Source organism: Natronomonas sp. EA1 (assembly GCF_051195035.1).
GTDB lineage: Archaea > Halobacteriota > Halobacteria > Halobacteriales > Haloarculaceae > JBNTJV01.
Genome location: NZ_JBNTJV010000001.1, coordinates 162263 through 187658, shown reverse-complemented (window position 1 = coordinate 187658; position 25396 = coordinate 162263). Strand labels below are relative to the sequence as shown.

Here is a 25396-nt window from a genome sequence, read left to right as displayed (position 1 = left end):
GTCGCTGTCGAGTGGGGTGGGTCGCACTCCCGTCTCGGCCACCACCCGACGATGCTCAGACGATGGGGCCGCTGGTCCCGTTCTCCTACAAAAACGTTCGCCGGACACCGGAAGTGGTTTTGACGGCCGCTGGATGATGGGAGGTATGAACCTCACCACGCCCATCCTCGCCCTCCTCACGGGGACGCTGGCCGGGGCGCTGTTCGCCTTCTTCCGCGTGCCGATTCCGGCCCCGCCGACCATCTCGGGGATCCTCGGTATCGTCGGCATCTACCTCGGCTTCAAGGCCATCGACGCGCTCGGCTACGGGTTCGACCTCATCGAGGCGCTGGGACTGTAAATTAAGACCGTGCGGTGAGCATCCGAGCGTGAGCGAAGCGAGCGCTCGGTTCGATGCCGACGAACCGGCCAGAGGCCGGTGAGGAGCACCGTGAGACTCGCAACGCTCGTCTCACGGGCCTTCGTTCGTTACACTCACGAAGACATTTTTTGGTGTCCTCGTGAGCGAAAGCGAACGAGGGCTTGCGAGGCGCGAAGCGTCTCGCAGTGGGGATTTTCTCGAGCAGTGCGAGGCGCAGCCTCGCGGGCCGTGCGAGCGGGCGCGATACGCCCGCGAGCAGAGAGTGGGTCGCGAAGCGACCCCGACGAAAAAGGTCCTAGTACGACCGAACTTTCGGCTCGTACGTCTTCTCCTCGCCCTCGAGGATGACAGGCTTGTAGTAGATGTCCGGGGAGCCGTCGTTCCAGGCGATGAGCGTGTGTTTGAGCCACTCGTCGTCGGCGCGGGTCTGGTTCTCCTGTCGCCAGTGAGCCCCGCGGAACTCGTTGCGGACGAGCGCGCCGAGCGCGATGGTCTCGGCCACGTCGATGAGGTTCCGGGTCTCGATGGTGTGAATCAGGTCCGTGTTGAAGGTGCGCGAGGGATCCGCGACGGCCACGTCCTTGTAGCGCTCGCGGCACTCACGAATCACGTCGAGCGCCTTGCGGATGCCCTCTTCGGTACGGAAGACGTTCACCCAGCGGGTCATGGCCTCCTGGAGGTCGGCGCGGATCTCGGCGTGGTTGACGCCGTCGCGCTCCATCAGCGTCTCGACGCGCTCCTGCTCGCGGTCGAGGGCGTGCTGGATGACCTCGTCGGGTTCGACTAAGGCACCGTCCGCGGCGACGTCCTCGCTCGTGGAGTCGAGTTCGCCGGGCGAGATGCCCTCGAGCTCCTCGGCGTCCTCCGATTTGGCGGAGGGACCGGTCTCGATCTGGGCCTCGCCGAGGTCCGTCCCGGCGGCGTGGCGGCCGGCGCGGGCCCCGAAGACGATGAGCTCCGGCAGCGCGTTCCCGCCGAGGCGGTTCGCGCCGTGGACGGAGACGCAGGCACACTCGCCGGCGGCGTAGAGCCCGGAGATACAGGTCTCCCCGTTCTCGTCCGTCTCGATGCCACCCATGTGGTAGTGCTGGCCGGGCTTGACCGGCATCGGCTCCTCGAGGGGGTTGACGCCCTCGAAGTCCTCCGCGAGGTGGATGATGTTCTCGAGGCGGTCGAGGATGCGCTCCTCGCCGAGGTGGCGCATGTCGAGGTAGACGTACTCGTCGTTGATGCCGCGACCCTCGTTCACCTCGGTGAGCTCGGCACGGGAGACGACGTCACGCGACGCCAGTTCACCGGCGTTCTTCGCGTAGCCGTGTTCGAACATGAACCGCTCACCCTCGGCGTTGTAGAGGATGCCACCCTCACCACGGACACCCTCGGAGATGAGGACACCCGTAGAGGGAAGCGTCGTGGGGTGGAACTGGACGAACTCGGGGTCCTCGACGGGGACGCCGGCGCGATAGGCCATCGCCGGGCCGTCGCCGGTATTCGCCACCGCGTTGGTTGTGTGGTCGAACGCCTGCCCGTCGCCACCGGTGGCGAGGACGACGCCGCCGGTCGCCTTGAACGAGACGAGGTCGCCGTGTTTGATGTCGTAGGCGATGACGCCGTGACACTCGCGGTCCTCGGGGTCGTCGTGGTCCGTCACGGCGAGGTTCATCACGTAGAACTCGTCGTAGACGGTGATCCCCCGCTTGACGACCTGCTCGTACATCGTGTGGAGCAGGTGGTGGCCGGTCTCGGCCCCGGCGTACGTGGTTCGGGGGAACGAGAGGCCACCGAACGGGCGCTGAGAGACGCGGCCGTCCTCCTCGCGGGAGAACGGCATCCCCCAGTGTTCGAGCTGGATGACTTCTTCGGGACTCGTGTTACAGAGGGTCTCGATGGCCGGCGCGTCGCCGAGATAGTCGGACCCCTTCATGGTGTCGTAGGCGTGGTCGTGCCAGTCGTCACCGTCGCGCAGGGCGGCGTTGATGCCCCCTTCCGCGGCCCCCGTGTGCGACCGCACCGGGTGGAGCTTGGTGACGATGGCGACGTCCGCACCTTCCTCGTGAGCGGCGATGGCCGCGCGGAGCCCCGCGCCACCCCCACCGACCACGATGACGTCGTGTTCGTGCATAGTTGAGTTTAGGAGTTTGTTGACTTGAGCGTGACTCTACCAGAACTTCAGGTTGCTCTTGACGGCCTCGCGTTTGAGCTCCTGGATGTGTTCGGTGAGCGGGATGTCCTTCGGGCAGACCTCCGTACAGGAGAACTGGGTCTGACACCGCCAGACACCGTGTTCCTGCTCGATGATGTTCAGCCGGTGTTCCTTCATGTCCTCGCCCTCGCGCTCGTCCATCGCGAAGCGGTAGGCCTTGTTGATGGCCGCGGGGCCGAGATACTGGTTGTCGCCGGCGGCGATGTTACACGAGGACATGCAGGCGCCACACCAGATACACCGGGTGGACATCTTCACCTTCTCGCGGTTCTCGCGCGTCTGGCGCTGCTCCTCGAGGTCACCGGACGGGAGCTCGTTGGTCTGGAAGTACGGCTCGACGGACTCCATCTGGTCGTAGAAGTGCTGCATGTCGACGACGAGGTCCTTCACGACCTCGTTGTGCGGCAGCGGCTCGACGCGGACGGAGGCCGGCGGCCCCTCCTGGTCGTGGAGGTCCGTGAGCTGCGTCTTGCAGCCCAGACGCTGTTTGCCGTTGACGAACAGCGCGTCCGACCCGCAGATGGCCTGCCGGCATGAGTGCCGGAAGGTGAGCGAGGAGTCGTAGTGGTCGCGCGCCCACATCAGCGAGTCGAGGACGGTCATCCCCTTCTTGAACGGGACACGGAACGTGTCGAAGCGGGGCTCCATCTTCCCCTCGACCTCGGGGTCGTAGCGGAACACCTTCAGCTCGAACGTCTCGTCGGCCTCGCGGAGCCGCTTCTCGACGCGCTCCTTCTCGGCCCGTTCGATCGCCTTCTGTCGTTTCTTCGCCTCGCGCTCCTCCTGGAACGCGGACGTCTCTTCCTGTGCTTCCGTTTCGGTCTCGGCTTGCTCGGTGACTTGCGTGCTCATAGGTTAGATGATTCCCGCCATGACGAGTGCCAGTCGGACGATCTGTGCGGAGAGCACGATGCTCGCCACGATAAGTGCGTACTTGATGACCGTCTTCTGGGTACCCTCGAGCCCCTGATTGACGAGGGCGTTGTAGACGCCGTTGACCCCGTGGAACGTGGCCGTGAGGCCGAACAGGATCATCGTCAGCAGGTAGCCGAGCTGCTGCATCCGCATCTGCGTCCCGGCGAACGTGACCTCGGCGGCGTGGTTCACGAAGTGAAGCAACATGAAGTGGAACGCGAGCACGCCGACGAGGAACGCCGCCGTGAGCCGCTGGAGCAGCCAGCGCGTCCCCTTCCGTTCGAATGAAGAGTAGTGTTCTGCCATGTTAGAGGGCCCCCGCGACGAACGTCGGGATGCTAGCGACCACGATGGCCCCGGTCAGCACCAGCGACGCGTAGAAGCTCTTGTCCTGTGATTCCAGCCCGATTCCGAGGTCCACGAACAGCAGACGAAGTCCGTTGAGGATATGGAAGACGGCCACTGCGAGCAGACCGACCTCGAGGATACGGACGATAAGCAGGCCTTCGAGCAGCCTGATCGTCTGGGTGTAAGTGGCCCCGTCCACCGTCGCGGTCGAGAGGACCGCGATATGGGTGAACAGGTACCCGATGAGCACCCATCCGGTGAACTTGTGGAAGATCCAGGCCCACATCCCGGCCGAGAACTCCCGCCACCGGCCGAAGTCCTCGACGAGACCCCGGTCGTACGATTGACTCATGCACCCGACTGATTGGACCCACCGGGTATAGTAGTTATCATCAAGCGGGTTGGCGGTCTCTACCCAAACCGTTTTATAAAAGACCGGGCGCGAAAGCCGCCCAAATCCGAAATAAACCCCCCGGGTCAGCGCCGCAACACGAGGAGCGCCCCCGCGGCGAGCGCGACGAGCACGCCACCGAGCACGGCCGCGGTCGGAACCGGGCCACTCGCGGGGGCGCCCTCGGCGGGAACGTCCTCGGCGGGCGTCCCGCTGTCCATGGGTTCGGGGGTCGGTGCGACGGCGGGCTGGTCGGGCGCCTCGCTCGCGCGGACCACGGAGTCGACCAGCCGACCGTTCACCGCGATGTCGTAGACGCCGGAGTCGACCGTCTCGACGGTGAACGTGACGGTCTCCGTCTCGCCGGGCACCAGCTCGACCTGCTGGGTCGCCGCGGGCTCGCCGTTCACCGTGACCACGAGGTCGAGCACGCCGGCGGCCCGCCCCTCGTAGCCCACAGAGAGGAACAGCGTGTGCGCGTCGGCGTCGTCCAGCGCGGGCTTGGCGACACCGGCGAGGGTGTAGGGCTGCTCGCTGGGTGCCGACACCGCGAAGCTCCCGAGAGCAATCGTCTCGACGGCGTAGACGTACCGACCGTCGCTCTCGTAGACGAACGTCGCGGCGAGCGGGGTCCACTCGCCGTCGTGGCGGTAGAACCGCACCGTGTCGGGGTCCGCGACGAGCGCGGCGTCCACCGTGAGCGTGAGCGTGGCCGACTCGAACGCCGTCGAGGAGTGACCCGCGACGAGGTAGGCGATGGGTGCGTCGTCACCGACGGCAAGCGGGGCGAGCCCCGCGTCGGGCCGGTCGGCGAAGCGGAGGTCGAACGCGAAGTCCGGGTCCGCGCTGGCGACGGTCACCGACTCGACGCCGACCCCGTCGACCGCGTAGCCGACCGGGACGACGAGCGGGCCGTCGAGGTCCGAGACGTTCCCGACCGCCGCACCGTCGGCGAGCGTCACGACCGCGGCGGGCTCGACGACCACCGGCGCGGGCTCGGGGGTCGGGGGTGCGCGGCTCGCGGAGCCACCGGAGCCACCCCTGCTCCCCGTCGACTGATCGGCGCTCGGAGTGGGCGCCGGTGACGGTGCGGGTGCCGGACTGGGAGTCGGCTCCGGCGTCGGCGCGGGAGCCTGCGGGGTCGGTGGGGCCGGCGGGGCGACCACGGGGAACGATTCCGCGGGGATGGATCCGTCCCCGTCCGTGGTGTTGACCGCCCCGGCGACGGTGACCGAGGTCCCGACCGTCGCGTCCGTGGGGACGGTGACGTTCGTGAGGAGCGTGATGACCGCGCCGCCCTCGACGGTCTCGATGGCGACGTCGACGCCGTCCGCGGCGTCCAGCTCGAGGACGACGGTGGCGTTCCCGCCACCGACGGAGACGGCGTGGAGACCGATGTCGACCTCGGCCCCGTCGTAGCGGTCCGCGATGGCCATGCGGGTCTCCGCGGCGGGCGCGAGGACCACCGTGCGGACGGAGACGAGCTCACCGGGCTCGGCGTCCGCGGGGAGGACATATGCACCGAGCGGGTCCGTGAGCGCGGGCGAACCGGTCGCCTCGCCGAGTGCGAGGCCGACGACGGCCGTCCCGTTCGTCGTGAGCTGGACCGCGTCGCTCGCACTCGCGGGGGCGCCGGTGGGCGTGTACGCGAAGAGGTCGAGCGAGACGTTCTCGGTCGCGACGGGGAGGACGGCGACGCCCGTCTCGTCCGTGAGGAACAGCCGGGCCGCGGCGGAGTAGTTCCCCGCGGTCGTGGCGACGACGGGGGCGTACGGGACCGCGGCGCCCGTCGCGTCACAGACGACGAGATAGAGCCCCGGCTCGGCCGGGAGCGTGCCGTTCTCGGCGGCCGCGACGAGTTCGTGACTCGCGCAGGCGTGCGTGACGGTCGCCCCGCTGGCGGCGACCGGGGTCGCAAAGAGGCTGACGACGAGCAGCAGCGCGAGCGCTACTGCGCGCTGTTCACGCATCGCCCCCCTCAGAGCGTGACGTTCGACTGCTGACGGCTGGCACTGTCGGCGACATGATTGACCGAGAGAACGGAACGGCCAGCGCGATAAGAAGGGCGGCGGGCGGACCGCGCCGGTCGGGGAAGAATCGTCGCCGTCCGGTGCGAACGGGTGGTGACTGGGGCGCTCCGTCCCGGTCGCACGCGAGTGGCAGAACCCCCCACAGAGCCTCTGAACGGGCGTTCAACTGGGATTCGGCCTGGGACAGATCCGTGACGGGTGGCGTGAGAACAGGGGGACACTCCGCCAAGCGGGGCGGTTCTTCACCCACCGTACATACCCTGCAGGGGGATAGGAGGGACCATCATGAGCTGTCCCTATGCGAACCGAGCACGCGACACGTCCGAGGGGGACGAGCCGTCCGTGCAACGCCGCGAGTTCATGAAGGCGATGGTCGCCCTCGGGGGAGTGCGCGCGCTCTCGCGTGCCCAGGAACTCCAGGCACCCGTCTTCCAGCTGCAGACCGCCCCGTTCACCCCACCGGACCGCGACAACCGCCAGCACGCGTGGGGTGCGTTCCTCGAGAAGAACGAGGTTGGCGTCGGTACGCCACCACGTCACCACGTCCTCCTGTGTCTGGACTACCTCGGCGTCGGTGAGCCGACGGGGGCTGACCGCCGTCGGATGGAGGGGGCGCTGCGCCAGCTCGAACGCGCGTTCGAGTGGTCGAACGACGGGCTCCTGTTCACCGTCGGCTACTCCTCGGAGTACTTCACGCGATTCGCGGCGACGCTCCCCGCAGGGGTCGACCTGGCTGACGCCCGATCCATCATCGACGAGGTCTCCGTCGACGGGGAGTCGCCCGAGGCCGACGAGTACGAGGTCTGTATCCACCTCGCGTCGGACAACGCGACGAACCTGCTGCTCGCCGAGGAGGCGCTGTGGGGCGGCGTGACCGACCTCGACGGCGTCCCCGTCGACGACACCCTCGTCGGGCTGTTCGACCGGCCGGCCGAGTACCCCGGACGCCGGACCGGCTTCGTCGGGGAGGGGCTCCCCCGCGAGGAGCTCCCCGCCGTCGACCTCCACGAGGAGATCCCCGGACTCCCGCCGACGCCGACGTTCTCGAAGGAGATCCCGAACGACGCCGTCCTCTCGATGGGGATCGACTCCGGGTTCCCGGACAACCTCCCCTCCGACGACGAGGTGAGCCTCCACGCGGACGGCCAGTTCCAGGTCGGCCCCGACACGTTCGTCCCGATGCCACCCGGCATCTTCGCGCAGGGGACCCAGGCACACGTCTCGCACCTGCGGCTCGACCTCCACGACTGGTGGGAGGACGAACCCCAGAACCAGCTCGACGAGATGCTCTCGCCGCACCACCGCGTCTCGGAGGTCGGCTTCCTCGCCCGCGACCGGCTCGAGGATTCGGGGACGCCCACCCTCCGGTTCCGTGACCCGAACGCGCCCGTCGACCTCGCGCGACTCGTCGAGGACGACGCCACCCCGGTCGACATGCAGGACGTGCTCCTCCGACCCCTGTTGCAGACCATCGAGGCCGGCATCACCGTCCTCCACGAGGCGGATCTCGCCATCCGGCGAGCCATCCTCGCACCCACCGTCGAGGAGGCGAACACCTTCCTCCAGGAGGCCGAACGGCTCCTCGCGCAGGCGGCCGAGGCCGTCCCCCTGATGGAGGAGGAGCTGCTCGCCGCCCGCCAGCTCGAGTTGATCCCGGCCCGCCAACTCGGGCTCGAGGCCGCCGCGGCCGTCATCGCCGATGCCCACCTCGCCATCCACGAGGCCCGGGTCGCGCTCTCCGAGGAGCGGTACATCGACGCGGTCCTCCGCATCACGGAGTGGCTCGACTCGACGTTGCCGCTGGAACCCCAGATGGTCGTCGACCACGCGACGGTCGTCGGCCACTCACAGAAGCTCGCACGCGCCCGTGTCGACCTCGGGCTGCGCCGCATCGGCGGTGAGCCGCAGGGCGTCCACAAGCCCACCATCCAGCGGCGCGACTTCGACACCATCGACAGCGGCGTCCCGGGGCTCCACTTCGTCTCGATCCAGCCCTACTCCCAGGACTTCATCGACACCCGGAAGGCGATGAGCTTCATCAGCTTCCAGTCGCGCGACGGGGAGATCGACCACGTCGAGCCCGAGAACCGCCTCGACGGCATCGCGGAGAACGGCATCCTCGAGTACGTCCGGACGCTGCGCCGAGGCAACTACCTCCTCCCGCCGCTCACGCTTCGGGCGCTCCCGCCCGCGAGCGGGCTCACTCCCACGTTCACGGTCGCCGTCGCGGGTATCGACCTCGTCCGCACCGACGAGATCCCGGTCATCCTCTCGGGCATCGACGGCGCGGCGCTCGACCAGCTCGACCCCGAGAGCATCCGCTTCGGGAGCCTCGACGAGGTGGACAGAGGGCGCGGCGTCGCCCCGACGAGCATCGAGCCGTCCGCGGACGGCCTGGTCCTCACCTTCCCCACGGAGGGGACGGGCCTCCGGCACGGCGACAGCGCGGTCCGGCTGTTCGCCTACACCGCGGACATGCTCCCGGTCTACGGCACCGCCGGGACGAGCGCCACCCACCCGTACGTGGACGACAGCGGGACCGTCGACACGACCAGCGTCCGCCGGGCCATCGACGACTGGGTCCACCTCGGGCTGGAGACCGACGACCTCCAGCAGGTCGGCGCGGAGCACGAGGCGGCGGCCGACGGGGACGGAGGGGACTGATGGCGCTGGCGGCGCGCGTCGTGAGCCACCGGACGGGGACCAGTGACGACGTCGCCGCCGCGAGCGACCGCCCCACCCGGAGCCTCGTCCGCGAGTTGCTCGATGCGGGCGCGACGGAGGCGTTCGTCCTCCAGACCTGCACCCGCGCGGAGACCTACGTCGTCGCCGACAGCCCCGACCGGCTGCTCGATACCCTGGGAATCGACGGCGAGCGATTCGACGAGGGCGACGCCCTCGACCACCTCCTGGCCGTGGCCGCGGGGCTCGACTCCATCGTCATCGGTGAGGACGGCATCCTCGGCCAGCTCCGGCGGGCCGTCGCGGACGCCCGTGCAGTGGGGGGGATCGGTCCCGTCCTCGATACGGTCTGTACGAAGGCCATCCGGGTGGGCGAGCGCGTCCGCTCCGAGACGAGCATCAACGAGGGGGTCACCTCGCTGGCGAGCGCCGCGGTCCGACTCGCCAGCGAGGGCTGTTCGCTCGCCGACGCCACCGCCCTCGTCATCGGCGCGGGCGAGACCGGCGAGCGAGCCTGCCGGGCGCTCGTCGATGCCGGTGTCGGCCGGCTCTACGTCGCCAATCGCACCCGCGCCAGAGCCGAGACGCTGGCCGCACTCGTCGGGGGTGAGGTGGTGGATTTCGCCGGCGTCGCGACCCTCCTACCCACGGTCGACCTCGTCGTCACGGCGACCGGGAGCCCGACGCCCATCCTCGACGCGGGGATGCTCACGGACGAGAGAGCGCGGGTCGTCATCGACCTCGCCCAGCCCCGCGACGTGGCTCCGGACGTGGGGAGCCTCGCCGGGGTGACCCTCCACGACCTGGACTCCCTGCGCGTGGTGACCCGGGAGACCCGGGCGAGCCGGCAGGCCGCGGCCGCCGACGCCGCGGCCATCGTCCGCGAGGAGCGCGCCCGGCTCGACACGCAGCTCCGGGAGCTCGCGGCCGACGCGACGCTCGGGGCGCTCTACCGCCGGGCGGAGACGACGAAACGCGACGCGCTCGACACCGCGCTCGCCGCGCTGGAGCTGACCGCGACGCAGGAGGCGACGCTGTCGGCGTTCGCTGACGCGCTCGTCTCGGAACTGCTCGCGGCCCCGACCCGGCAGGTCCGGACCGCGGCCCGAGCGGGTGACGAGGAAACGCTGGCGGTCGCTCGGGCGCTGTTCGAACTCGACGCGGAGGCCCCTGACGAGCTCGAGGCCGGCGTCGCCGACGCGCTCGCGGACGTGCTCGCTGACTAAGTCTGGTGCGGGCGGGCCTGCTCCTGCTCGATAGCCCGCCGCGTCCGCTCGTCGAGCTGGACGAGATGACACATCGGGTTGCCCGGATACACCAGTGGGTTCTCGAGAACGCCGACGAGCAGGCCCGTGAACGGGGCCCGAACCCTGTCTACGTCCTCCTTGAACGGGTTCGTGATGGAACAGACCACGTCACCGGCCTCGACGAGCGAGCCGCGGTCGTGGTGCATCTCGACGAGCCCGCCGGTGTCCGCGCGGAGCCACGTCTTCTCGTCGGAGGACTCGATGACCGTCCGCCAGCCGGGCCACGAGACCAGATCGGCCTCGCGCATGCCGTACTCGGCCATCACGCTGACGACGCCCTCCATCGCCTCGTCGATGAGCCCGCGCTGGAACTTGTGGGCCTCCCCCATCTCGATGGTGATGGAGGGGATGCCCTCGTCGCTGGCCTCGCGGCGGAGCGACCCCGAGGGACCCTCCGAGGAGATGATGACGTTCGACGCGAACGCGTTGGCGAGCCGGGCCACGGCGGGGTCGTCCATGTCGGCCCGGACGTGCAACATGTTCGTTCGCCCGCGCGTGGAGGTGTGGAAGTCCAGCCCCAAATCGCAGGGCGCGATGAAGTTCCGGAAGATGCGGTGGGCGATGCGTTTCGCGCTCGTCGAGGTATCCCGACCCGGGAACGAGCGGTTCAGGTCGCGGTCGTAGATAGGGAGGTAGCGCTGTTGGGCCATGAAGCCGGGGACGTTGACGACGGGCAGACAGACGAGCGTGCCACAGAGTCCGTCGTGGTCCCACTCGTGGGCCACCTCGCGGACCACCTCGATGCCGTTGAGTTCGTCCCCGTGGAGCGCCGCAGTCAAGAACAGCGTCGGGCCGGCGAGCTCCCCGTTGATGATGGTGACGGGGATCCGTATCGGCTCGCCGAGATACGTCTCGGAGACCGTATACCGGAGGTTCTGGGTCTCACCCGGATCGACTTTCCCCCCATCATAGGTGAAGGGCTCGCCGGCAGCCATGCCCGGACACACGACACCGGAGTATAAAAGCATGCGGCGAAACCGACAGCCGGCGGTCGTCCCTCGGATAGCCGACATCTCGCCCGGCGTTCCGTCAGTATTTTCTCCGGGCTGTTAGACTCCTAAGTATGAGCGAGGATATCACCGTCGGGGTGCTGAGTCTCCACAACTCCAAGGAGACGAAGGCAATCCTGAACGCGGTGGACGATCTGGGGTACGATACCGAGTGGCTCCGCGCCGAGACCCTCTCGGTCGAGATCAGTGATGGGGAGGTGATCCTCGAACCGGACGTGGACATCATCGTCAACCGGCTGCTGCTCTCGAAGGAGGAACAGCCCGCCGAGGCGCTCGGGCTGGCGACGATGCTCGACCGGCTGCGGCCAATGTTGAACCACCCGACAGAGACGATGACGGCGATGCACAAGTTCGCCTCCGGCACCGCGATGGCCGAGGCCGGGCTCCCCGTCCCGGACGCGCTGATGGCACTCTCCAGCGAGGGGCTCAACGCCAACCGCGACAAGTTCGGCGAGGAGGTCGTCTACAAGACCGCCATCGGCACCCACGGCGGCGGGACCTGGAAGGTCTCGGCCGACGACCCCGTCAACCCGATGGTCGGCTCGCGGCAGGCGTTCCTCCAGAAGTTCATCGACCACGACGAGAAGCGGCACTCCGACCTCCGCGTCTACGTCGTCGGCGAGAAGGTCGTCGGCGCGATGAACCGCTACGCTCCCGAGGGGGACTGGCGGACGAACGTCGCGCTCGGCGGCGACGTGGAGGACGCGTCGGAGCTGCTCACCGAGGAGGTGAAGACGATGGCCAAGCGCGCGACGGACGTGGTCGGCCTCGACTACGCCGGCGTCGACATCGTCGAGGGGGAGGACGGCTACTACATCCTCGAAGTGAACCCCACGGCGGGGTTCAAGGGGCTGTTCAAGGCGAGCGGTCGCTCGCCCGCCCCGCATATCGCCCGGCTCGCCATCGAGCGCGCCGGCGGCGAGGTGGACGCGGAACGCGTCTACGAGCTCTCCGCGACGCTCGACGACTCCGTGCCCGCGTGTGCCCCCCGGAAGAAGGAGACGGGGACCATCGACCGCATCACCATCGGCTACATCGAGGAGGTCATCGCCATGGGGACGAGTGGCCAGAGCACCGTCTTCGCGAAATCCGACACGGGCGCGACCCGCACCAGCATCGACGCGCGGCTCGCCGCCGAGATCGGGACCGGCCCCATCAAGGACATCGTGAAGATCAAATCCGGCTCGGTCAAATCCGGGCGCTCGCGCCCCGTCGTCGACCTCGTCGTCGGGATCGGTGGCACCCAGCACACCGTCACCGCGAGCATCGAGGACCGCTCGCACATGGACTACCCGCTGCTGCTCGGTCGGGACATCCTCAAACACTACCAGGTGGACGTGACCCGCCGCGCCGACAAGGACGACGACCGGCCGGACGAGGACGCGAACGAAGAGTAAGCGCCACGAGGGCGCTTACGTGACGACGCGTCCATCCGGGCAGCACGCGAACGAAGAGTAAGCGACCCCGCGGGGCCACCCGTATCACCGCGTTTCTTCCCGATACTTCGTCGCGGAGTTATGTGACTGGCCCCGGTAGGCCGAGACGGCCGCCCCCGGACACGGGGACTCACGCGGCTCGGACAGCACGCTCCCGAATCTCTCCTCTTCACCGTCGACCGACCCCGCTTTGGGGTTCGACCCCCTGGGGTCGGTATGGACGACCCACACGCGATGCTCGGCGAGGACCCCGAACTCGGCCCCGTCGTGGCGGAACACGGCCCCATCGAGCTGGAGCCTGCGACCGACCCCTTCGAGCGGCTCGTCGTCTCGGTCATCAACCAACAGCTCTCCACGCAGTCAGCCGCTGCCATCCGCGACCGGGTGTTCGAGACCGTCGAGGTGACGCCGCGTGGGCTGCTCGCGGCCGACGACGCCGTGCTCCGCGAGGCCGGCCTCTCGGGCCAGAAGATCGACTACGTCCGGAACATCGCCCGCGCGTTCGACGACGGGACGCTCTCGCGGGACGCGCTCGCGGCGATGGACGACGACGCGGTGGTCGAGGCGCTCACCGACATCAAAGGCGTGGGGACCTGGACCGCGAAGATGGCCCTGATTTTCGTCCTCGCACGTGAGGACGTCTTCCCCGTCGAGGACCTGGGGATTCGGAAGGGGATGGCCCAGCTCTACGGGTTCGACGAGGACGACCGCGCGGGGATGACCGAGCACGCGGAGCGCTGGCGGCCCTACCGGTCATACGCGAGCCGCTATCTCTGGCGCGCGGTGGATTAGTTCGCGCGGAGTTCCACGTCGTCCGGCTCCCCCGCGTTCGCCTCGTCCACGAGTCGCGCGGGGTTCCCGACGGCCGTCCGGCCGGCCGGGATGTCCTTCACGACCACGGCACCGGCTCCGACGTTCGCCGCTTCACCCACGGTAATCGCGCCGATAAGCGTGGCGTTCGCGCCGAGCGTGACCCCCGATTCGATGGTGGGGTGGCGTTTGACGGGCTCCGAATCAGCCCCGCCGAGGGTGACGCCGTGGTACATCACCACGTCGTCTCCGATCTCGGCCGTCTCACCGATGACGACCCCCGCGCCGTGGTCGATGAACACGCGGCGACCGATGGTCGCGCCGGGGTGGATTTCGACGCCCGTGAGAAGCCGGACGAGCTGCGAGAGGAAGCGGGCGAGAAAGCCGAAGCCGGCGGCGTGGACGCGGCTGGCGACCCGGTGGCCCCAGACGGCGTGGAGCCCCGGATACAACAGGGCGACCTCCAGCGCCGACTTGGCGGCGGGGTCGTGGTCGAGTGCGGTGCGGACGTCTTCGCGGATACGAGTGAACATTGGTGACAGAGAGCGCGTAGTCGGAAACGAGCGAGCGGACAGAAGAAGGCTCAACAACAACAGCGCCAGCGCACGGACAGCGCAGGCTGACGAACGATGCGACCACCGGAACGAGCGGTCGTCATGGTATCAGAGATAGGCATCGGATGGGGCTAAAGGGTGTCGGTGTTCGGGGCGAGGAACGCGGAGACGGCGAGTGGTGAGCGTCCGTCAGAACCCCTTCCCGAGCAGCTCGCGGGCGATGATGTTCTTCTGAATCTCGGTGGTCCCCTCGTAGATCTGGGTGATCTTCGCGTCGCGGTAGAACCGCTCCACGTCGAAGTCGTTGACGTAGCCAGCACCACCGTGGATCTGGACCGCCTCGTTGGCGACGTCGACGGCCACGCGGGAGGCGAACTCCTTCGCCATCGAGGCGAGCGTCGTCAGCTGGCCCTCGGCGTGGTCGACCGACCACGCGGACTTGTAGGTGAGGTTCCGGGCCGCCTCCGTGCGGGTGTGCATGTCGGCGAGCTTGTGCTGGATCGCCTGGAAGTCGCCGATGGGCTTGCCGAACTGCTCGCGCTGTTTGGCGTACTCCAGTGCGCGCTCGTTGGCCCCCTTCGCGATGCCGACGGCCTGTGCGGCCACCCCCGTACGAGTCTCGTCGAAGAACTGCATCTGCTGGAAGAAGCCCATCCCGCGCGTGCCGACGAGGTTCTCCTCGGGCACACGCACGTCGTCGAACAGCAGCTCGGCCGTGTCGCTCGCGCGGATGCCGAGTTTCCCGGTGATCTTGTCGGCCTCGAAGCCGTCGCGGTCGGACTCCACGATAATCTGCGAGAAACCGTTGTACCGACCCTCAGCGTCGGGGTCGGTCTCGCAGAGGACGACGAAGAAGTCACCGACGGAGCCGTTGGTGATCCACATCTTGTTGCCGTTAATCACCCACTCGTCGCCGTCTTTCTCCGCGGTCGTGGACACTGAGGAGACGTCCGACCCGGTGTCCGGTTCCGAGATGGCCGCGCCCATGATGGCGTCCCCGCTGGCGATGTCGGGGAGGTACTCCTCCTTCTGCTCCTCGGTGCCGAACTCGATGATGGCCTCGCTTCCGAAGCCAGTCGAGGTGAGACACAGCCCGATACCGGGGTCCGCGGCGAACAGCTCCTCGATGATGATGGCCAAATCGAGCGTCTCGTAGCCCGCACCGCCGTAATCCAGCGGAATCTGCGGCGCGAGCAGGCCCATATCGGCCGCCTCCTGCACGATGTCGTGGGGGTACTTCTCCTCGACGTCGTACTCCTCGGCGTTCGGCCGCACCTCGTTCTCGGCGAACCGTGAGACCTCCTTCTTGAGTTGCTCCTGTTCCTCGGAGAGGTTGAAGTCCATAGAAACAGTCAACGAGTGGAGATAGAAAAACCCACAGGATTCTTCCAACAGCTCTGAAAGGAACCATCGACGTTTACGACGGTAACTGAAATCGGGAAGCGGTCGTACAGTTCTCGGTCCAGATGTACGGTGTGTGAGCGAGGACGAGCGGGGGCGAGCGGGGGCGATGCTGTGCGGTGGCTGTGCGGAGCGGAGGCGGTCGGCCGGGACTCCACGGGAGCGCAGTTCGCGCGACCGTGGAGGAGTCGGGGAAGGGCTGGTGCGGTGCGGTGGCTGGGCGTTGCGGTGGCGGTGCAGTCGCTGGGCGGTGGCAGTGCGGTGATGTCCGAGCGAGCGAAGTGAGCGAGGTTCACCGCAGGCGAACAGCGTGAGCCTGCGACCTTTTTGGTCCAGCTTTTTCAAGGAGTGGTTCCCGCAGGTCGCCGAAGGCGACCGAGGAAACCCGACGCAAAAAAAGGTGGGGTTTTAGAAGCCTTTACCCAACAGCTCCCGCGCGATGATGTTCTTCTGGATCTCCGTGGTGCCCTCGTAGATCTGGGTGATCTTCGCGTCGCGGTAGAGCCGTTCCACGTCGAAGTCGTTGACGTAGCCAGCGCCACCGTGGATCTGGACGGCCTCGTTCGTCACGTCCACGGCGACGCGGGAGGCGTACTCCTTGGCCATGGAGGCGAGGGTGGTGAGCTGTTCGTCGGTGTTCTCGACGGACCACGCGGACTTGTAGGTGAGGAGGCGCGCGGCCTCCGTGCGGGTGTGCATGTCGGCGAGCTTGTGCTGAATCGCCTGGAAGTCGCCGATGGGGCGGCCGAACTGCTCGCGGTCCTTCGCGTACTGGAGGGCGCGCTCGCAGGCCCCCTTCGCCATGCCGACGGCCTGCGCGGCGACCCCGGTGCGCGTCACGTCGAAGAAGTGCATCTGCTGGTAGAACCCCATGCCGCGGGTGCCGACGAGGTTCTCCTCGGGCACGCGCACGTCGTCGAAGATGAGCTCCGCGGTGTCGGAGGCCCGGATCCCCATCTTCCCGGTGATCTTGTCGGCCTCGAAGCCGTCGCGGTCCGACTCGACGATGATCTGTGAGAAGCCGTTGTACCGGCCGTCGGCGTCCGGATCCGTCTTACAGAGGACGACGAAGAAGTCCCCGACGGTCCCGTTCGAGATCCACATCTTGTTTCCATTAATCACCCACTCGTCACCGTCGAGTTCGGCGGTCGTCGAGACGGAGGACACGTCAGAGCCGGTATCGGGTTCCGAGATGGCCGCGCCCGAGACGGCCTCACCCGCGGCGACGGGCGGGAGGTACTCCTCTTTCTGTTCCTCGGTGCCGAACTCCTCGATGGCCTCCGTGCCGAACGACGAGGCGAGGATACAGAAGGCGATGCCGGGGTCGGCGGCGAACAGCTCCTCCGCGATGATCGTCGTCTCGATGGCGTTGTAGCCCGCACCGCCGTACTCCATCGGGATGGAGGCGCCGCACAGCCCCATCTCCGCGCCCTTCTGGACGATGTCGTAGGGGTACTTCTCTTCCTCGTCGAACTCCGTCGCGTGCGGACGGACCTCCTCGTCGGCGAAGCGTCTGACTTCCTTGCGGATCTGCTCGATCTCGTCGGAGAGCTCGAAGTCCATGATAGTTCACGTGTCGGGAGCACCGTGATAACTATTTCCAACCCTTAAGAAACGGATTCTCCGTTTAAACTCTCGTTCATGGTCGGCGATAAAGAAACGTTAAACACGACGGCCAGAGACGGTGTTCCTGTTCAATGGAGTTCGACGACATCGAGACCATCGCGGTGCTTGGCGCGGGGAACATGGGCCACGGCATCGCGGAGGTCGCCGCCCTCGCGGGGTATCAGGTGAACCTTCGGGACATCAAAGAGGAGTTCGTCCAGAAGGGGTACGACCAGATCGAGTGGTCGCTCGACAAGCTCGCGGAGAAGGAGCAGATCTCCGAGAGCGAGGCCGAGGCGGCCATCGACCGGGTGACGGCGTACGTCCCCGTCGAGGATGCCGTCGAGAACGCCGACTTCATCATCGAGGCCGTCCCCGAGAAGATGGAGATCAAGAAGGACGTCTACGGCGAGGTCGAGCAGTACGCCCCCGACCACGCCATCATCGCGACGAACACCTCCTCGCTCTCTATCACGGAGCTCTCCGAGGTCACGGAGCGCCCCGAGCAGTTCTGCGGGATGCACTTCTTCAACCCGCCGGTGCGGATGCAGCTCGTCGAGGTCATCTCCGGCGCTCACACCGCCGAGGAGACGCTCGAACTCACGGAGGAGCTCTCCGAGGCGTTCGGCAAGACGCCCGTGCGCGTCCACAAGGACTCGCCCGGCTTCATCGTCAACCGGATTCTGGTTCCGCTGATGAACGAGGCCTGCTGGCTCGTCTCGGAGGGGACCGCCACCGTCGCGGAGGTCGACTCCACGACGAAGTTCGACATGGGGCTCCCCATGGGCTCGTTCGAACTCGGAGATCAGGTCGGGAACGACGTCACCTATCACGTCCTCGAGTACATGAACGACGTGCTCGGCGAGGCGTACGAGCCGGCTCCCTTCCTCGAGGAGACCGTCGAGGCCGAGAAGTACGGGAAGAAGACGGGTGAGGGGTTCTACGACTACGAGGACGGCCCCGGCGCCGAGATCCCGACCGACGCGGGCACCGAGGAGATCAAGCTCCGGCTCGCCGCCATCATGGCGAACGAGGTCGGCAACCTCGTCGGCAACGACGTGTCGAACCCGGCCGACATCGACGAGGCCGTCATGCTCGGCGCGGGCTTCCCCGACGGCCCCGCCAAGATGGCCGACGACATCGGCCTCGACCGCCTCGTCGAGACCCTCGAGGAGTGCCACGAGGAGACGGGCCACCCCCGCTTCGAGGTGAGCGACGGCCTCCGCGCAGCCGCCGAATCCGGTGGCTTCCACGGTGAGAAAGACGAGGACGACGTCCAGTTCACCAACATCGAACTCGAGTACCCCGGCGACATGGTTGGCCACATCATCCTCTCGCGTGAGGCCCGGATGAACACCATCAACCTCGACATGCTCGACGAGCTCGAGGCCGCGCTCGACCGCTTCGAGGCCGACGACGAGGTCCGCGCCGTCCTCATCACCGGGAAGGGCGACCGCGCGTTCTCCGCGGGCGCGGACGTCACGTCCATGGCCTCCTCCGCCGAGCCGCTGGAGGCCATCGAGCTCTCGAAGAAGGGCCAGTCGGTCTTCGGCCGCTTCGAGGAGTCCCCGCTCCCCGTCCTCGCCGCAATCGACGGCTTCGCGCTCGGTGGCGGCCTCGAACTCGCCGCCTGCGCCGACCTCCGTATCGCCAGCGAGCGCTCCGAGCTCGGCCTCCCCGAGCACAACCTCGGCCTCCTGCCGGGCTGGGGCGGAACCCAGCGCCTCCAGCGCATCGTCGGCATGGGCCGCGCGAAGGAGATCATCTTCACCGCCGAGCGCTACGAGGCCGAGACGATGTACGACTACGACTTCCTCACCGAGGTCGTCCCCACCGCCGAGTTCGAGGAGCGCGCCCACGAACTCGCCGCGAAGCTCGCCGGCGGCCCGCCGGTCTCCCGCAAGCTCACGAAGCGCGCGATGCTCCGCGGCTGGGAGAACACCGAAGCCGGCCTCGAACTCGAAGCCCAGGCGTTCGGCCACCTGTTCGGCACCGACGACCTCATGGAGGGCATCACGGCCTTCATGGGGGATAGTGAGCCCGATTTCCAGGGCAAATAACCGAACTCGATTTTCTATTTTTCGCGCCGGAGAGCCGTAGGTTTTTGCGAGAGGACGGGACCAGACCGGCCGTGGTCCGGTACCGTGACGCGTCGTGGCTCCACGAGCAGTACCACGACGAGGGGAAGACACAGCGCGAGATCGCCGAGGAGTGTGGCGTCTCCCCGACGACAGTTCGGAAGTGGATGAGTCGTCATGGCATCGAGACGCGAGAGGTCGCGGGAGAGAACCACGGACTGTACGGACAGGAGCGCGACGAGGACGTGAAAGCGAAAATCTCGGAGACGTTGGAGGGGCGGGAGTTCGACGAAACGTGGCGCGGACGACTAGCAGACGCACGGCGGGGGCGGACAGTCGAGGAGGAAACGCGGCGCAAGATTTCCGAGTCATTGGAAGGGCAGGCAAAGAGCGAATCGACACGCCAGCGGATGAGTGAGGCGACGCGCGGTGAGCGAAATCCGAACTGGCGCGGCGGGTATAGCGAGCGGTACGGCCCTGGGTGGGCGCTCGCCCGTGAACGTGTGCAAGACCGCGACGGAGTCTGTCAGCACTGTGGCCATGACGGGGACGCCGTTCGGCTGGAAGTCCATCACATCATCCCTGTTCGGGTGTTCCGAGAAACGGCAGGCGTCTCGCTTACGGACGCACACGACCCTTCGAACCTCGTGCTTCTCTGTCGGCGCTGCCATCCGAAAGCAGACCACGGGAAGCTTGGGTTCTCGTCAGGAATCGCGGACCCGAGGGGTGAGAACGGGACACAGAGGAGGGACGAAGGGTAGCGTTTATAATGGGCCGTCTCCCAGACCAAGATGCGCTCGGTTGGTGTAGTCCGGCCAATCATCTTGGCCTTTCGACCGAAAAGTGAGACCTGGTGTCTCGTCGGGAGGACAGCCGAGGACAGGGGTTCAAATCCCCTACCGAGCATTTTCACGAACGTAGTGAGTGAAAAGCGGAGCGTGGGGGATTTGAACCCTGCCAGTCGCGCGCAGCGAACGCGAGCACGTCTGGCTCCGGTTCAAATCCCCTACCGAGCATTCTCACGAAGAATACTCCGGGGAGCGACAGCGTTCGCCGAATATGCGTCCGGTTTCTTCCAACCACACATCGACAAATAGCCTGCTTGTCCAGTAGTTAGCACAGTTACCGCGAGGTTTAATATTTGAGAGCGCCATACTGGATTTCGATCAGAAATGGCAATTCGGCGATACCCCTTTGACATGTTCGACGAGATGGACCGCATGTTCGGCCAGATGCGCCGCCCGATGTGGTCGCGCCCCGAGTGGGGTGTACGCGGCGAGGAGTTCGGGAGCGACAACCTCCGCCTCGAGACCACGAAGGAAGGCTACGTCGTCATCGCCGACCTCCCCGGCTTCGAGAAGGAGGAGATCGACCTCCGGTTCGACGAGGGGGTCCTCTCCATCAACGCCTCCCACGAGGTCGCCGAGGATAACAGCATGCGCTCGCGGCACGTCCACGAGTCCATCAGCGTCCCGGGTAGCGTCCTCGAGGACGAGATCTCGGCGACGTACCGCAACGGCGTCCTCGAAGTCACCCTCCCCACCGAGGAGGACGTGACCGAGGAGAGCCACCGCATCGACATCGAGTAGCGTCGAGAGGAACGGCCGTCAACCAGTCATCAGTTTCTTCTGGCGGACCAGAACCCACTACCAGCGAGGCGGTGTAACAACGTTCATATTAATTAGCCCTGGTTGTCATCATTGATTAGACACCATGGCACACACGCAGGCAGACTGGTTCCGAGCGGAACAGGAGTATACCGACGAGGTCATCGGAGAGGACACCATCCCGCGGATGTTCGAGGCGAGTGCGGAACGCAACGCCGACCGTGAGGCGCAGTGGTACAAGGGCGGCATCTACAATCGGTCGCTCACACCGGGTGTCCTCCCGGAGGCCCCACCCGGGGAGTACGCGGCACTCACCTACGAGACGATGCGTGAGATCGTCCGGAACCTCGCGGCGGGGTTCCGGGGGCTCGGCGTCGAGGCGGGCGCCCGGGTGGGCATCTACGCCGATACGCGGATGGAGTGGGCACAGGCCGACCTCGGCGCGCTCGCGGCGGGGGCCGTCGTGACGACGGTGTACACCGAGTCCTCCGAGTCGCAGGTGGAGTACCTGCTGTCGGACCCCGACGCCGGCGGTGTCGTCGTCGAGAACGGGGAGCTTCTCGAGCGCGTGCTCGCCGTCGAGGACGCTCTCGAGTTGGAGTTCATCGTCGTCATCGACGAGTACGAGGGCCACGAGGACCGGGAGGACATCATCTCGCTGGCCGAGCTCCACGACCGCGGGGCCGAGGCCTTCGACCTCGAGACGTACGAGGGGTGGCTCGACGAGCGTGACCTCGACGACCTCGCCTCGCTCATCTACACCTCCGGCACGACGGGGAAGCCGAAGGGCGTCCAGCTCACCCACGGGAACTTCCGCGCGAACGTGAATCAGGTGCGAAAGCGGTTCGCCCCGCGCCCGGACAAGGACCCCGACGTCCCCTCGCTCGGCACGCACACGCGGGCGCTGTCGTTCCTTCCGCTGGCCCACGTCTTCGAGCGGACGGCGGGCCACTTCGTCATGTTCGGCTCCGGGGCGACCGTCGCCTACGCCGAGTCGTCGGACACCGTCGGCGAGGATATCACGCTCGTGCGGCCGACGAGCGCGACCTCGGTTCCCCGGGTGTACGAGCGCATCTTCGACTCCATGCGCGAGGGCGCGAGCGAGTCCCCCGTGAAGGAGAAGATCTTCAACTGGGCCATCGGCGTCGGCAAGCAGTATGCGACGACGGAGAACCCCGGGTTCGGCCTCCGGCTGAAACACGGGCTCGCCGACCGGCTGGTGTTCGGGAAAGTGAAAGCGCAGATGGGCGGGAACGTAGAGATGTTCATCTCCGGGGGCGGCTCGCTCTCGAAGGACCTCGCCGACCTGTTCAACGGGATGGGCCTCCCCATCCTCGAGGGGTACGGTCTCACGGAGACGGCCCCCGTCGCCTCCACGAACCCGCCGGAGAACCCCAAGGCGGGGACGCTCGGTCCCCCGGTCGTCGATATGGAGACGAAACTCGACCCGAGCGTCGTCTCGCCCGAGCAGCGCGAGAAGGCGACCGGCGAGATCGGCGAACTCCTCGTCCGCGGCCCGAACGTCACGCAGGGCTACTGGAACCGGCCGGAGGCCACGGAGGAGGCGTTCACCGATGTCCCCGCGGGCGACGCGAACGGGGAGTCGCCGGACTCGTCCGGCGGAAGGTGGTTCCGCACCGGCGACATCATCGAGCGCGACGAGGACGGCTATCTCGTCTACCACGACCGCCTGAAGCAGATCCTCGTCCTCGACACGGGGAAGAACGTCGCGCCAGGTCCCATCGAGGACGCGTTCGCCACGAGCGAGCGCATCGAGCAGGCGATGGTCGTCGGTGACAACCGGAAGTTCATCGCCGCGCTGTTCGTCCCGAACATGGAGGCGCTGCGTCGGTGGGCCGACCGCACCGACTACGACCTGCCGGACGACCCCGACGCCGTCTGCCGCGACGAGCGGGTCCGCGAGTGGGTCGCCGAGGAGGTCGACCGCGTCAACGAGACGCTCTCACACCACGAGCAGATCAAGGAGTTCCGACTCGTCCCCGTGGAGTGGACACCGGAGAACGACCTGCTCACCCCGTCGATGAAGCTCAAGCGCCGGAACATCCTCGACGAGTTCGACGGCCACGTCACGGAGATCTACGAGTCGCCGGCGGCCGCGGCGGACGACTAACGGGCGTTCGCCAGTTCCTCGTACCGTCTCTCGATGTCGACCATCGGTTCCGGGTAATCGACGCCGAGCTCGACACCCCTGCGGGCCTGTTCTTCCGGACCCATCCGCCACGGCCGGTGGGCCACCGTCGCGGGGAGGTCGGCCAGTTCGGGGAGCCAGTGTGTGACGTACTCCGCGTCGCCGTCGTACCGCTCCGCCTGCGAGAGCACGTTGAAGTAGCCGTCCCGGGAGTCGTTGCCCACCCCCGCCTGGTACGCCCAGTTCCCCCAGTTCGAGCAGGGGTCGTAGTCGACGAGTCGCGATTCGAAGTACGCTGCCCCCCACCGCCAGTCGATTTCGAGCACGTCAGTGAGGAAGGAGGCGACGTTCTGTCGGCCGCGATTGCTCATGAACCCAGTCTCGTTCAGCTCCCGCATGTTCGCGTCGACGAACGGGATCCCGGTCTCGCCCGCGGCCCACCGCTCGAAGGCGGTCTCGTCGTGCGCCCACACTTCGTCGACCTCGCGAATCCCACCCGGATAGAAGAACTGCGCGCCGTGTTTGATGAACTGGAACTGGAAGAAGTCTCTCCAGAGAAGTTCGAAGACGAGCCAGTAGGTGTCCGTGTTGGAGACGCGCTCCTCCTCGTATCGGCTGACCTCGTTTTTGATGTATCGCGGCGAGAGACAGCCGTGGGCGAGCCACGGCGAGAACTTCGAGGAGTAGTCGTTCCCGAGGAGGCCGTTCCGCGTCGCCTTGTAGTTCCGCAGGTTGTCGTCCTCCCACATCCATTCGTGGAGCCGTTCACGCCCCCGAGTTTCGCCCCCGCGGAAGTCGAGGACCCCTCGCTCGTCCACCGTGGGGTCGTCGTACCCGAGGGCCGCGAGCGACGGAACCTCCCCGAACTCCGCGTCGGGAACGGAGACAGCGGACGGGGTAGCCACGGAATCGCGAACCGTCGCGTTCCGTTCCACCTCCTTGCGCCACGGCGTGAACGTGTCGTCGATCTCGTCGACGGGCGTCGGGAGGTCGTTGATGTGATACAGCGTGTGCGTCCAGTAGCGCTCGTAGTCGGTCGCCTCGGGGAGGGCTGCTTTCACCGCGTTCTCGACCTCGAGCTCCTCGGTCGCGGGCATCGTCTGGAAGTGGACCGTATCGGCGTCGTACTCGGCCGCGAGTTCTGGGATGCGTTCTTCGGGGGGCCCCTCCCGGACGAGCAGGTCACCCCCGCGAGCGCGGAGCGAGGCCCGGAGGTCGTTCACGGCGTCGAGCAGGAACCGGGCGCGATACGGCCCGGTCTTCGGCAGGTCGGCGTACTCGCTTTCGGCGAACTCCCGCGGGTCGACGCAGTAGACGGGGAGCACCTCACCGCGTTCCACCGCGGAGGCGAGCGTCTCGTTGTCGTGGAGCCGCAGGTCACGCCGGAACCAGACGATGTCCATACCTGTCGTTCGTGCGGGGACCGAAAGCCGATGTGGAAAGCGGAAAACCGACCCGGTTCGGCGGGTCGAGGGGCGGCGGTTCAGCGGTACGCCTCGCGGAGGAACGCCAGCGCACCGCCGAGCATCGCGACGTTGCCGAAGAAGGCGAGGCGCTCGCCGCTCGCGTCGTCCTCGTCGGCGTTCCAGAAGTCGTGCATCGTCGGCGTCACCACCGCGAGGAACGTCACGGCCGCCCCCGTGGCGACCCGCGGGAGGCGCCACAGCGCGAGCGCGATACCACTCACGAGGAGCATCCCCGAGGCGAACGGGGCGAGGACCTCCGGCATCGGCACCCCGGCCGACTCGGCGTACTCGATACTGTCTTCCATGTCACGGAAGTCCTCCGCGGCCTGCATCGACAGGCCGAGGCCGAGGAGGACGCGCCCGAGCGGGGCGGGGCTGGTCGATTCGGCTGGCTCGGCGGACTCGGCGGACTCGGCGGACTCGGCGGAACTGTCACCCATGCTCGAGGATAACGGCACAGTCGCCAATAAGTCTGGGCGGTGTCAGCGGAACCGCTGGAACAGCACGCGGTCCTGCTGGACGTAGACGTGGTAGGCCGACGAGAGCATGACGAGCGTGAAGAAGCCGCTCGCGACGACGGTGGGCTCGAGCGCCGACACGCCGGGGACGCCGACGAGGACGGCGAGCGTCGTGAGCATGCCGAGCAGCCCCAACGCGAAGTAGTACTCTCCCCACGAGAGCCCGTAGCGGGGGACGACCTCCATGTACACCTCCACCTGCCGCACCTTCTCCTTCAGCGTGACCAGCTTCTGATCCGAGTCGTACTCGACGATCCCGAGCTTGTGGAGCTTCGGCAGATGCGTCTGGTGTAAGGAGACGTACACCGACTGGCGTTTGTTCCGTGGCGGCGGGTCCTCGCCGGTCTCGAGGGTGGCGACCCGCTCGGAGAGCTCCCGAACGGCCAGCTGTCCGTCGTCGGTCTCCTGCAAGGCCGTGATCGTGAGGCGACGACGGTCGTTCCGGAGGACGTCGTGGATGTCGCCCTGGTCGAGGTCGTCTGCGGGGACGGCACGCTCGGTCGACACGGTTGGGGACATGGTGGG

General features: G+C 67.2%; 21 protein-coding genes and 1 tRNA gene. 10 read left to right on the top strand and 12 right to left on the bottom strand.

Annotation, left to right across the window (positions count from 1 at the left end; genetic code table 11):
• Positions 1-145 precede the first annotated feature (145 nt).
• Positions 146-340, top strand: coding sequence for a XapX domain-containing protein (locus ACQUQR_RS01020; RefSeq protein ID WP_435194038.1), 195 nt, complete (start codon positions 146-148; stop codon positions 338-340).
• A gap of 316 nt (positions 341-656) precedes the next feature.
• Here ACQUQR_RS01020 and ACQUQR_RS01015 read toward each other — a convergent pair whose 3' ends face one another.
• From ACQUQR_RS01015 to ACQUQR_RS00995, 5 genes are all read right to left on the bottom strand, one after another.
• The gene (locus tag ACQUQR_RS01015; RefSeq protein ID WP_435194037.1) at positions 657-2483 is read right to left on the bottom strand and encodes an FAD-binding protein; all 1827 of its coding nucleotides are present in this window, start codon (positions 2481-2483) and stop codon (positions 657-659) included.
• 36 nt (positions 2484-2519) lie between these two features.
• A complete protein-coding gene (locus ACQUQR_RS01010) occupies positions 2520-3416 on the bottom strand; it encodes a succinate dehydrogenase/fumarate reductase iron-sulfur subunit (RefSeq protein WP_435194035.1) in 897 nt (298 codons plus the stop codon).
• A gap of 3 nt (positions 3417-3419) precedes the next feature.
• Entirely contained in the window at positions 3420-3785 is a 366-nt protein-coding gene (locus ACQUQR_RS01005) for a succinate dehydrogenase (RefSeq protein WP_435194033.1), read from the bottom strand.
• Between the two features lies 1 nt (position 3786).
• Positions 3787-4179 (bottom strand): succinate dehydrogenase, cytochrome b556 subunit, encoded by a 393-nt coding sequence (sdhC, locus tag ACQUQR_RS01000; protein WP_435194032.1) that lies wholly within the window; start codon positions 4177-4179, stop codon positions 3787-3789.
• Between the two features lie 125 nt (positions 4180-4304).
• Complete coding sequence (locus ACQUQR_RS00995) at positions 4305-6188, bottom strand: hypothetical protein (RefSeq protein ID WP_435194031.1); 1884 nt, start codon at positions 6186-6188, stop codon at positions 4305-4307.
• A gap of 345 nt (positions 6189-6533) precedes the next feature.
• Between ACQUQR_RS00995 and ACQUQR_RS00990 the strand changes: the two genes are divergently transcribed.
• A complete protein-coding gene (locus tag ACQUQR_RS00990) occupies positions 6534-8912 on the top strand; it encodes a DUF7405 family protein (protein WP_435194030.1) in 2379 nt (792 codons plus the stop codon).
• Entirely contained in the window at positions 8912-10156 is a 1245-nt protein-coding gene (gene hemA / locus ACQUQR_RS00985) for a glutamyl-tRNA reductase (protein WP_435194029.1), read from the top strand. The genes ACQUQR_RS00990 and hemA overlap by 1 nt, the downstream gene beginning before the upstream one ends.
• On the opposite strand, the gene ACQUQR_RS00980 is transcribed toward hemA, so the two are convergent.
• On the bottom strand, positions 10153-11172 hold the full coding sequence (locus ACQUQR_RS00980; RefSeq protein ID WP_435194027.1) for a succinylglutamate desuccinylase/aspartoacylase family protein: 1020 nt from the start codon (positions 11170-11172) through the stop codon (positions 10153-10155). The two genes, hemA and ACQUQR_RS00980, sit on opposite strands and share 4 nt — an antisense overlap.
• 128 nt (positions 11173-11300) lie before the next feature.
• Between ACQUQR_RS00980 and ACQUQR_RS00975 the strand changes: the two genes are divergently transcribed.
• Complete coding sequence (locus ACQUQR_RS00975; protein WP_435194026.1) at positions 11301-12644, top strand: RimK family alpha-L-glutamate ligase; 1344 nt, start codon at positions 11301-11303, stop codon at positions 12642-12644.
• A 255-nt stretch (positions 12645-12899) separates the two neighbouring features.
• Complete coding sequence (locus tag ACQUQR_RS00970) at positions 12900-13475, top strand: DNA-3-methyladenine glycosylase family protein (RefSeq protein WP_435194025.1); 576 nt, start codon at positions 12900-12902, stop codon at positions 13473-13475.
• On the opposite strand, the gene epsC is transcribed toward ACQUQR_RS00970, so the two are convergent.
• The 3 genes from epsC to ACQUQR_RS00955 all read right to left on the bottom strand — a co-directional run bounded on the left by epsC (position 13472) and on the right by ACQUQR_RS00955 (position 17011).
• Positions 13472-14026, bottom strand: a complete 555-nt coding sequence (gene epsC, locus ACQUQR_RS00965; protein ID WP_435194023.1) for a serine O-acetyltransferase EpsC — start codon at positions 14024-14026, stop codon at positions 13472-13474. The genes ACQUQR_RS00970 and epsC overlap by 4 nt on opposite strands.
• A gap of 210 nt (positions 14027-14236) precedes the next feature.
• Positions 14237-15391: an acyl-CoA dehydrogenase family protein gene (locus tag ACQUQR_RS00960; RefSeq protein WP_435194021.1), complete on the bottom strand. Its 1155-nt coding sequence runs from the start codon at positions 15389-15391 to the stop codon at positions 14237-14239.
• Between the two features lie 465 nt (positions 15392-15856).
• Positions 15857-17011 carry an acyl-CoA dehydrogenase family protein gene (locus ACQUQR_RS00955; RefSeq protein ID WP_435194020.1) on the bottom strand — a complete coding sequence of 385 codons (1155 nt, stop codon included), beginning with the start codon at positions 17009-17011 and terminating at the stop codon, positions 15857-15859.
• Positions 17012-17145: 134 nt separating this feature from the next.
• On the opposite strand from ACQUQR_RS00955, the gene ACQUQR_RS00950 reads away from it, so the two are divergent.
• The 5 genes from ACQUQR_RS00950 (at position 17146) to ACQUQR_RS00930 (ending at position 22869) form a co-directional block, all read left to right on the top strand.
• Complete coding sequence (locus tag ACQUQR_RS00950; RefSeq protein ID WP_435194019.1) at positions 17146-19113, top strand: 3-hydroxyacyl-CoA dehydrogenase NAD-binding domain-containing protein; 1968 nt, start codon at positions 17146-17148, stop codon at positions 19111-19113.
• A 71-nt stretch (positions 19114-19184) separates the two neighbouring features.
• Positions 19185-19892 carry an NUMOD3 domain-containing DNA-binding protein gene (locus tag ACQUQR_RS00945; protein WP_435194017.1) on the top strand — a complete coding sequence of 236 codons (708 nt, stop codon included), beginning with the start codon at positions 19185-19187 and terminating at the stop codon, positions 19890-19892.
• A gap of 34 nt (positions 19893-19926) precedes the next feature.
• Positions 19927-20037: transfer RNA gene (locus tag ACQUQR_RS00940), tRNA-Glu, on the top strand.
• Positions 20038-20330: 293 nt separating this feature from the next.
• On the top strand, positions 20331-20720 hold the full coding sequence (locus ACQUQR_RS00935) for an Hsp20/alpha crystallin family protein (RefSeq protein WP_435194015.1): 390 nt from the start codon (positions 20331-20333) through the stop codon (positions 20718-20720).
• 124 nt (positions 20721-20844) lie between these two features.
• Positions 20845-22869, top strand: a complete 2025-nt coding sequence (locus ACQUQR_RS00930) for an AMP-dependent synthetase/ligase (RefSeq protein ID WP_435194014.1) — start codon at positions 20845-20847, stop codon at positions 22867-22869.
• Here the strand turns inward: ACQUQR_RS00930 and ACQUQR_RS00925 are convergent.
• The 3 genes from ACQUQR_RS00925 to ACQUQR_RS00915 all read right to left on the bottom strand — a co-directional run bounded on the left by ACQUQR_RS00925 (position 22866) and on the right by ACQUQR_RS00915 (position 25378).
• Complete coding sequence (locus ACQUQR_RS00925; protein ID WP_435194013.1) at positions 22866-24290, bottom strand: DASH family cryptochrome; 1425 nt, start codon at positions 24288-24290, stop codon at positions 22866-22868. The genes ACQUQR_RS00930 and ACQUQR_RS00925 overlap by 4 nt on opposite strands.
• Before the next feature lie 80 nt (positions 24291-24370).
• Positions 24371-24793 carry a DoxX family protein gene (locus ACQUQR_RS00920; RefSeq protein ID WP_435194012.1) on the bottom strand — a complete coding sequence of 141 codons (423 nt, stop codon included), beginning with the start codon at positions 24791-24793 and terminating at the stop codon, positions 24371-24373.
• A gap of 42 nt (positions 24794-24835) precedes the next feature.
• Positions 24836-25378, bottom strand: a complete 543-nt coding sequence (locus ACQUQR_RS00915) for a DUF7344 domain-containing protein (protein WP_435194010.1) — start codon at positions 25376-25378, stop codon at positions 24836-24838.
• Positions 25379-25396 lie beyond the last annotated feature (18 nt).

What these genes read in the sequence shown, in the direction of transcription:
- ACQUQR_RS01020 (WP_435194038.1), top strand. Translation starts at nt 146, where the DNA reads ATGAACCTCACCACGCCCATCCTCGCCCTCCTCACGGGGACGCTGGCC.
- ACQUQR_RS01015 (WP_435194037.1), bottom strand. Translation starts at nt 2,483, where the DNA reads ATGCACGAACACGACGTCATCGTGGTCGGTGGGGGTGGCGCGGGGCTC.
- ACQUQR_RS01010 (WP_435194035.1), bottom strand. Translation starts at nt 3,416, where the DNA reads ATGAGCACGCAAGTCACCGAGCAAGCCGAGACCGAAACGGAAGCACAG.
- ACQUQR_RS01005 (WP_435194033.1), bottom strand. Translation starts at nt 3,785, where the DNA reads ATGGCAGAACACTACTCTTCATTCGAACGGAAGGGGACGCGCTGGCTG.
- sdhC (WP_435194032.1), bottom strand. Translation starts at nt 4,179, where the DNA reads ATGAGTCAATCGTACGACCGGGGTCTCGTCGAGGACTTCGGCCGGTGG.
- ACQUQR_RS00995 (WP_435194031.1), bottom strand. Translation starts at nt 6,188, where the DNA reads ATGCGTGAACAGCGCGCAGTAGCGCTCGCGCTGCTGCTCGTCGTCAGC.
- ACQUQR_RS00990 (WP_435194030.1), top strand. Translation starts at nt 6,534, where the DNA reads ATGAGCTGTCCCTATGCGAACCGAGCACGCGACACGTCCGAGGGGGAC.
- hemA (WP_435194029.1), top strand. Translation starts at nt 8,912, where the DNA reads ATGGCGCTGGCGGCGCGCGTCGTGAGCCACCGGACGGGGACCAGTGAC.
- ACQUQR_RS00980 (WP_435194027.1), bottom strand. Translation starts at nt 11,172, where the DNA reads ATGGCTGCCGGCGAGCCCTTCACCTATGATGGGGGGAAAGTCGATCCG.
- ACQUQR_RS00975 (WP_435194026.1), top strand. Translation starts at nt 11,301, where the DNA reads ATGAGCGAGGATATCACCGTCGGGGTGCTGAGTCTCCACAACTCCAAG.
- ACQUQR_RS00970 (WP_435194025.1), top strand. Translation starts at nt 12,900, where the DNA reads ATGGACGACCCACACGCGATGCTCGGCGAGGACCCCGAACTCGGCCCC.
- epsC (WP_435194023.1), bottom strand. Translation starts at nt 14,026, where the DNA reads ATGTTCACTCGTATCCGCGAAGACGTCCGCACCGCACTCGACCACGAC.
- ACQUQR_RS00960 (WP_435194021.1), bottom strand. Translation starts at nt 15,391, where the DNA reads ATGGACTTCAACCTCTCCGAGGAACAGGAGCAACTCAAGAAGGAGGTC.
- ACQUQR_RS00955 (WP_435194020.1), bottom strand. Translation starts at nt 17,011, where the DNA reads ATGGACTTCGAGCTCTCCGACGAGATCGAGCAGATCCGCAAGGAAGTC.
- ACQUQR_RS00950 (WP_435194019.1), top strand. Translation starts at nt 17,146, where the DNA reads ATGGAGTTCGACGACATCGAGACCATCGCGGTGCTTGGCGCGGGGAAC.
- ACQUQR_RS00935 (WP_435194015.1), top strand. Translation starts at nt 20,331, where the DNA reads ATGTTCGACGAGATGGACCGCATGTTCGGCCAGATGCGCCGCCCGATG.
- ACQUQR_RS00930 (WP_435194014.1), top strand. Translation starts at nt 20,845, where the DNA reads ATGGCACACACGCAGGCAGACTGGTTCCGAGCGGAACAGGAGTATACC.
- ACQUQR_RS00925 (WP_435194013.1), bottom strand. Translation starts at nt 24,290, where the DNA reads ATGGACATCGTCTGGTTCCGGCGTGACCTGCGGCTCCACGACAACGAG.
- ACQUQR_RS00920 (WP_435194012.1), bottom strand. Translation starts at nt 24,793, where the DNA reads ATGGGTGACAGTTCCGCCGAGTCCGCCGAGTCCGCCGAGTCCGCCGAG.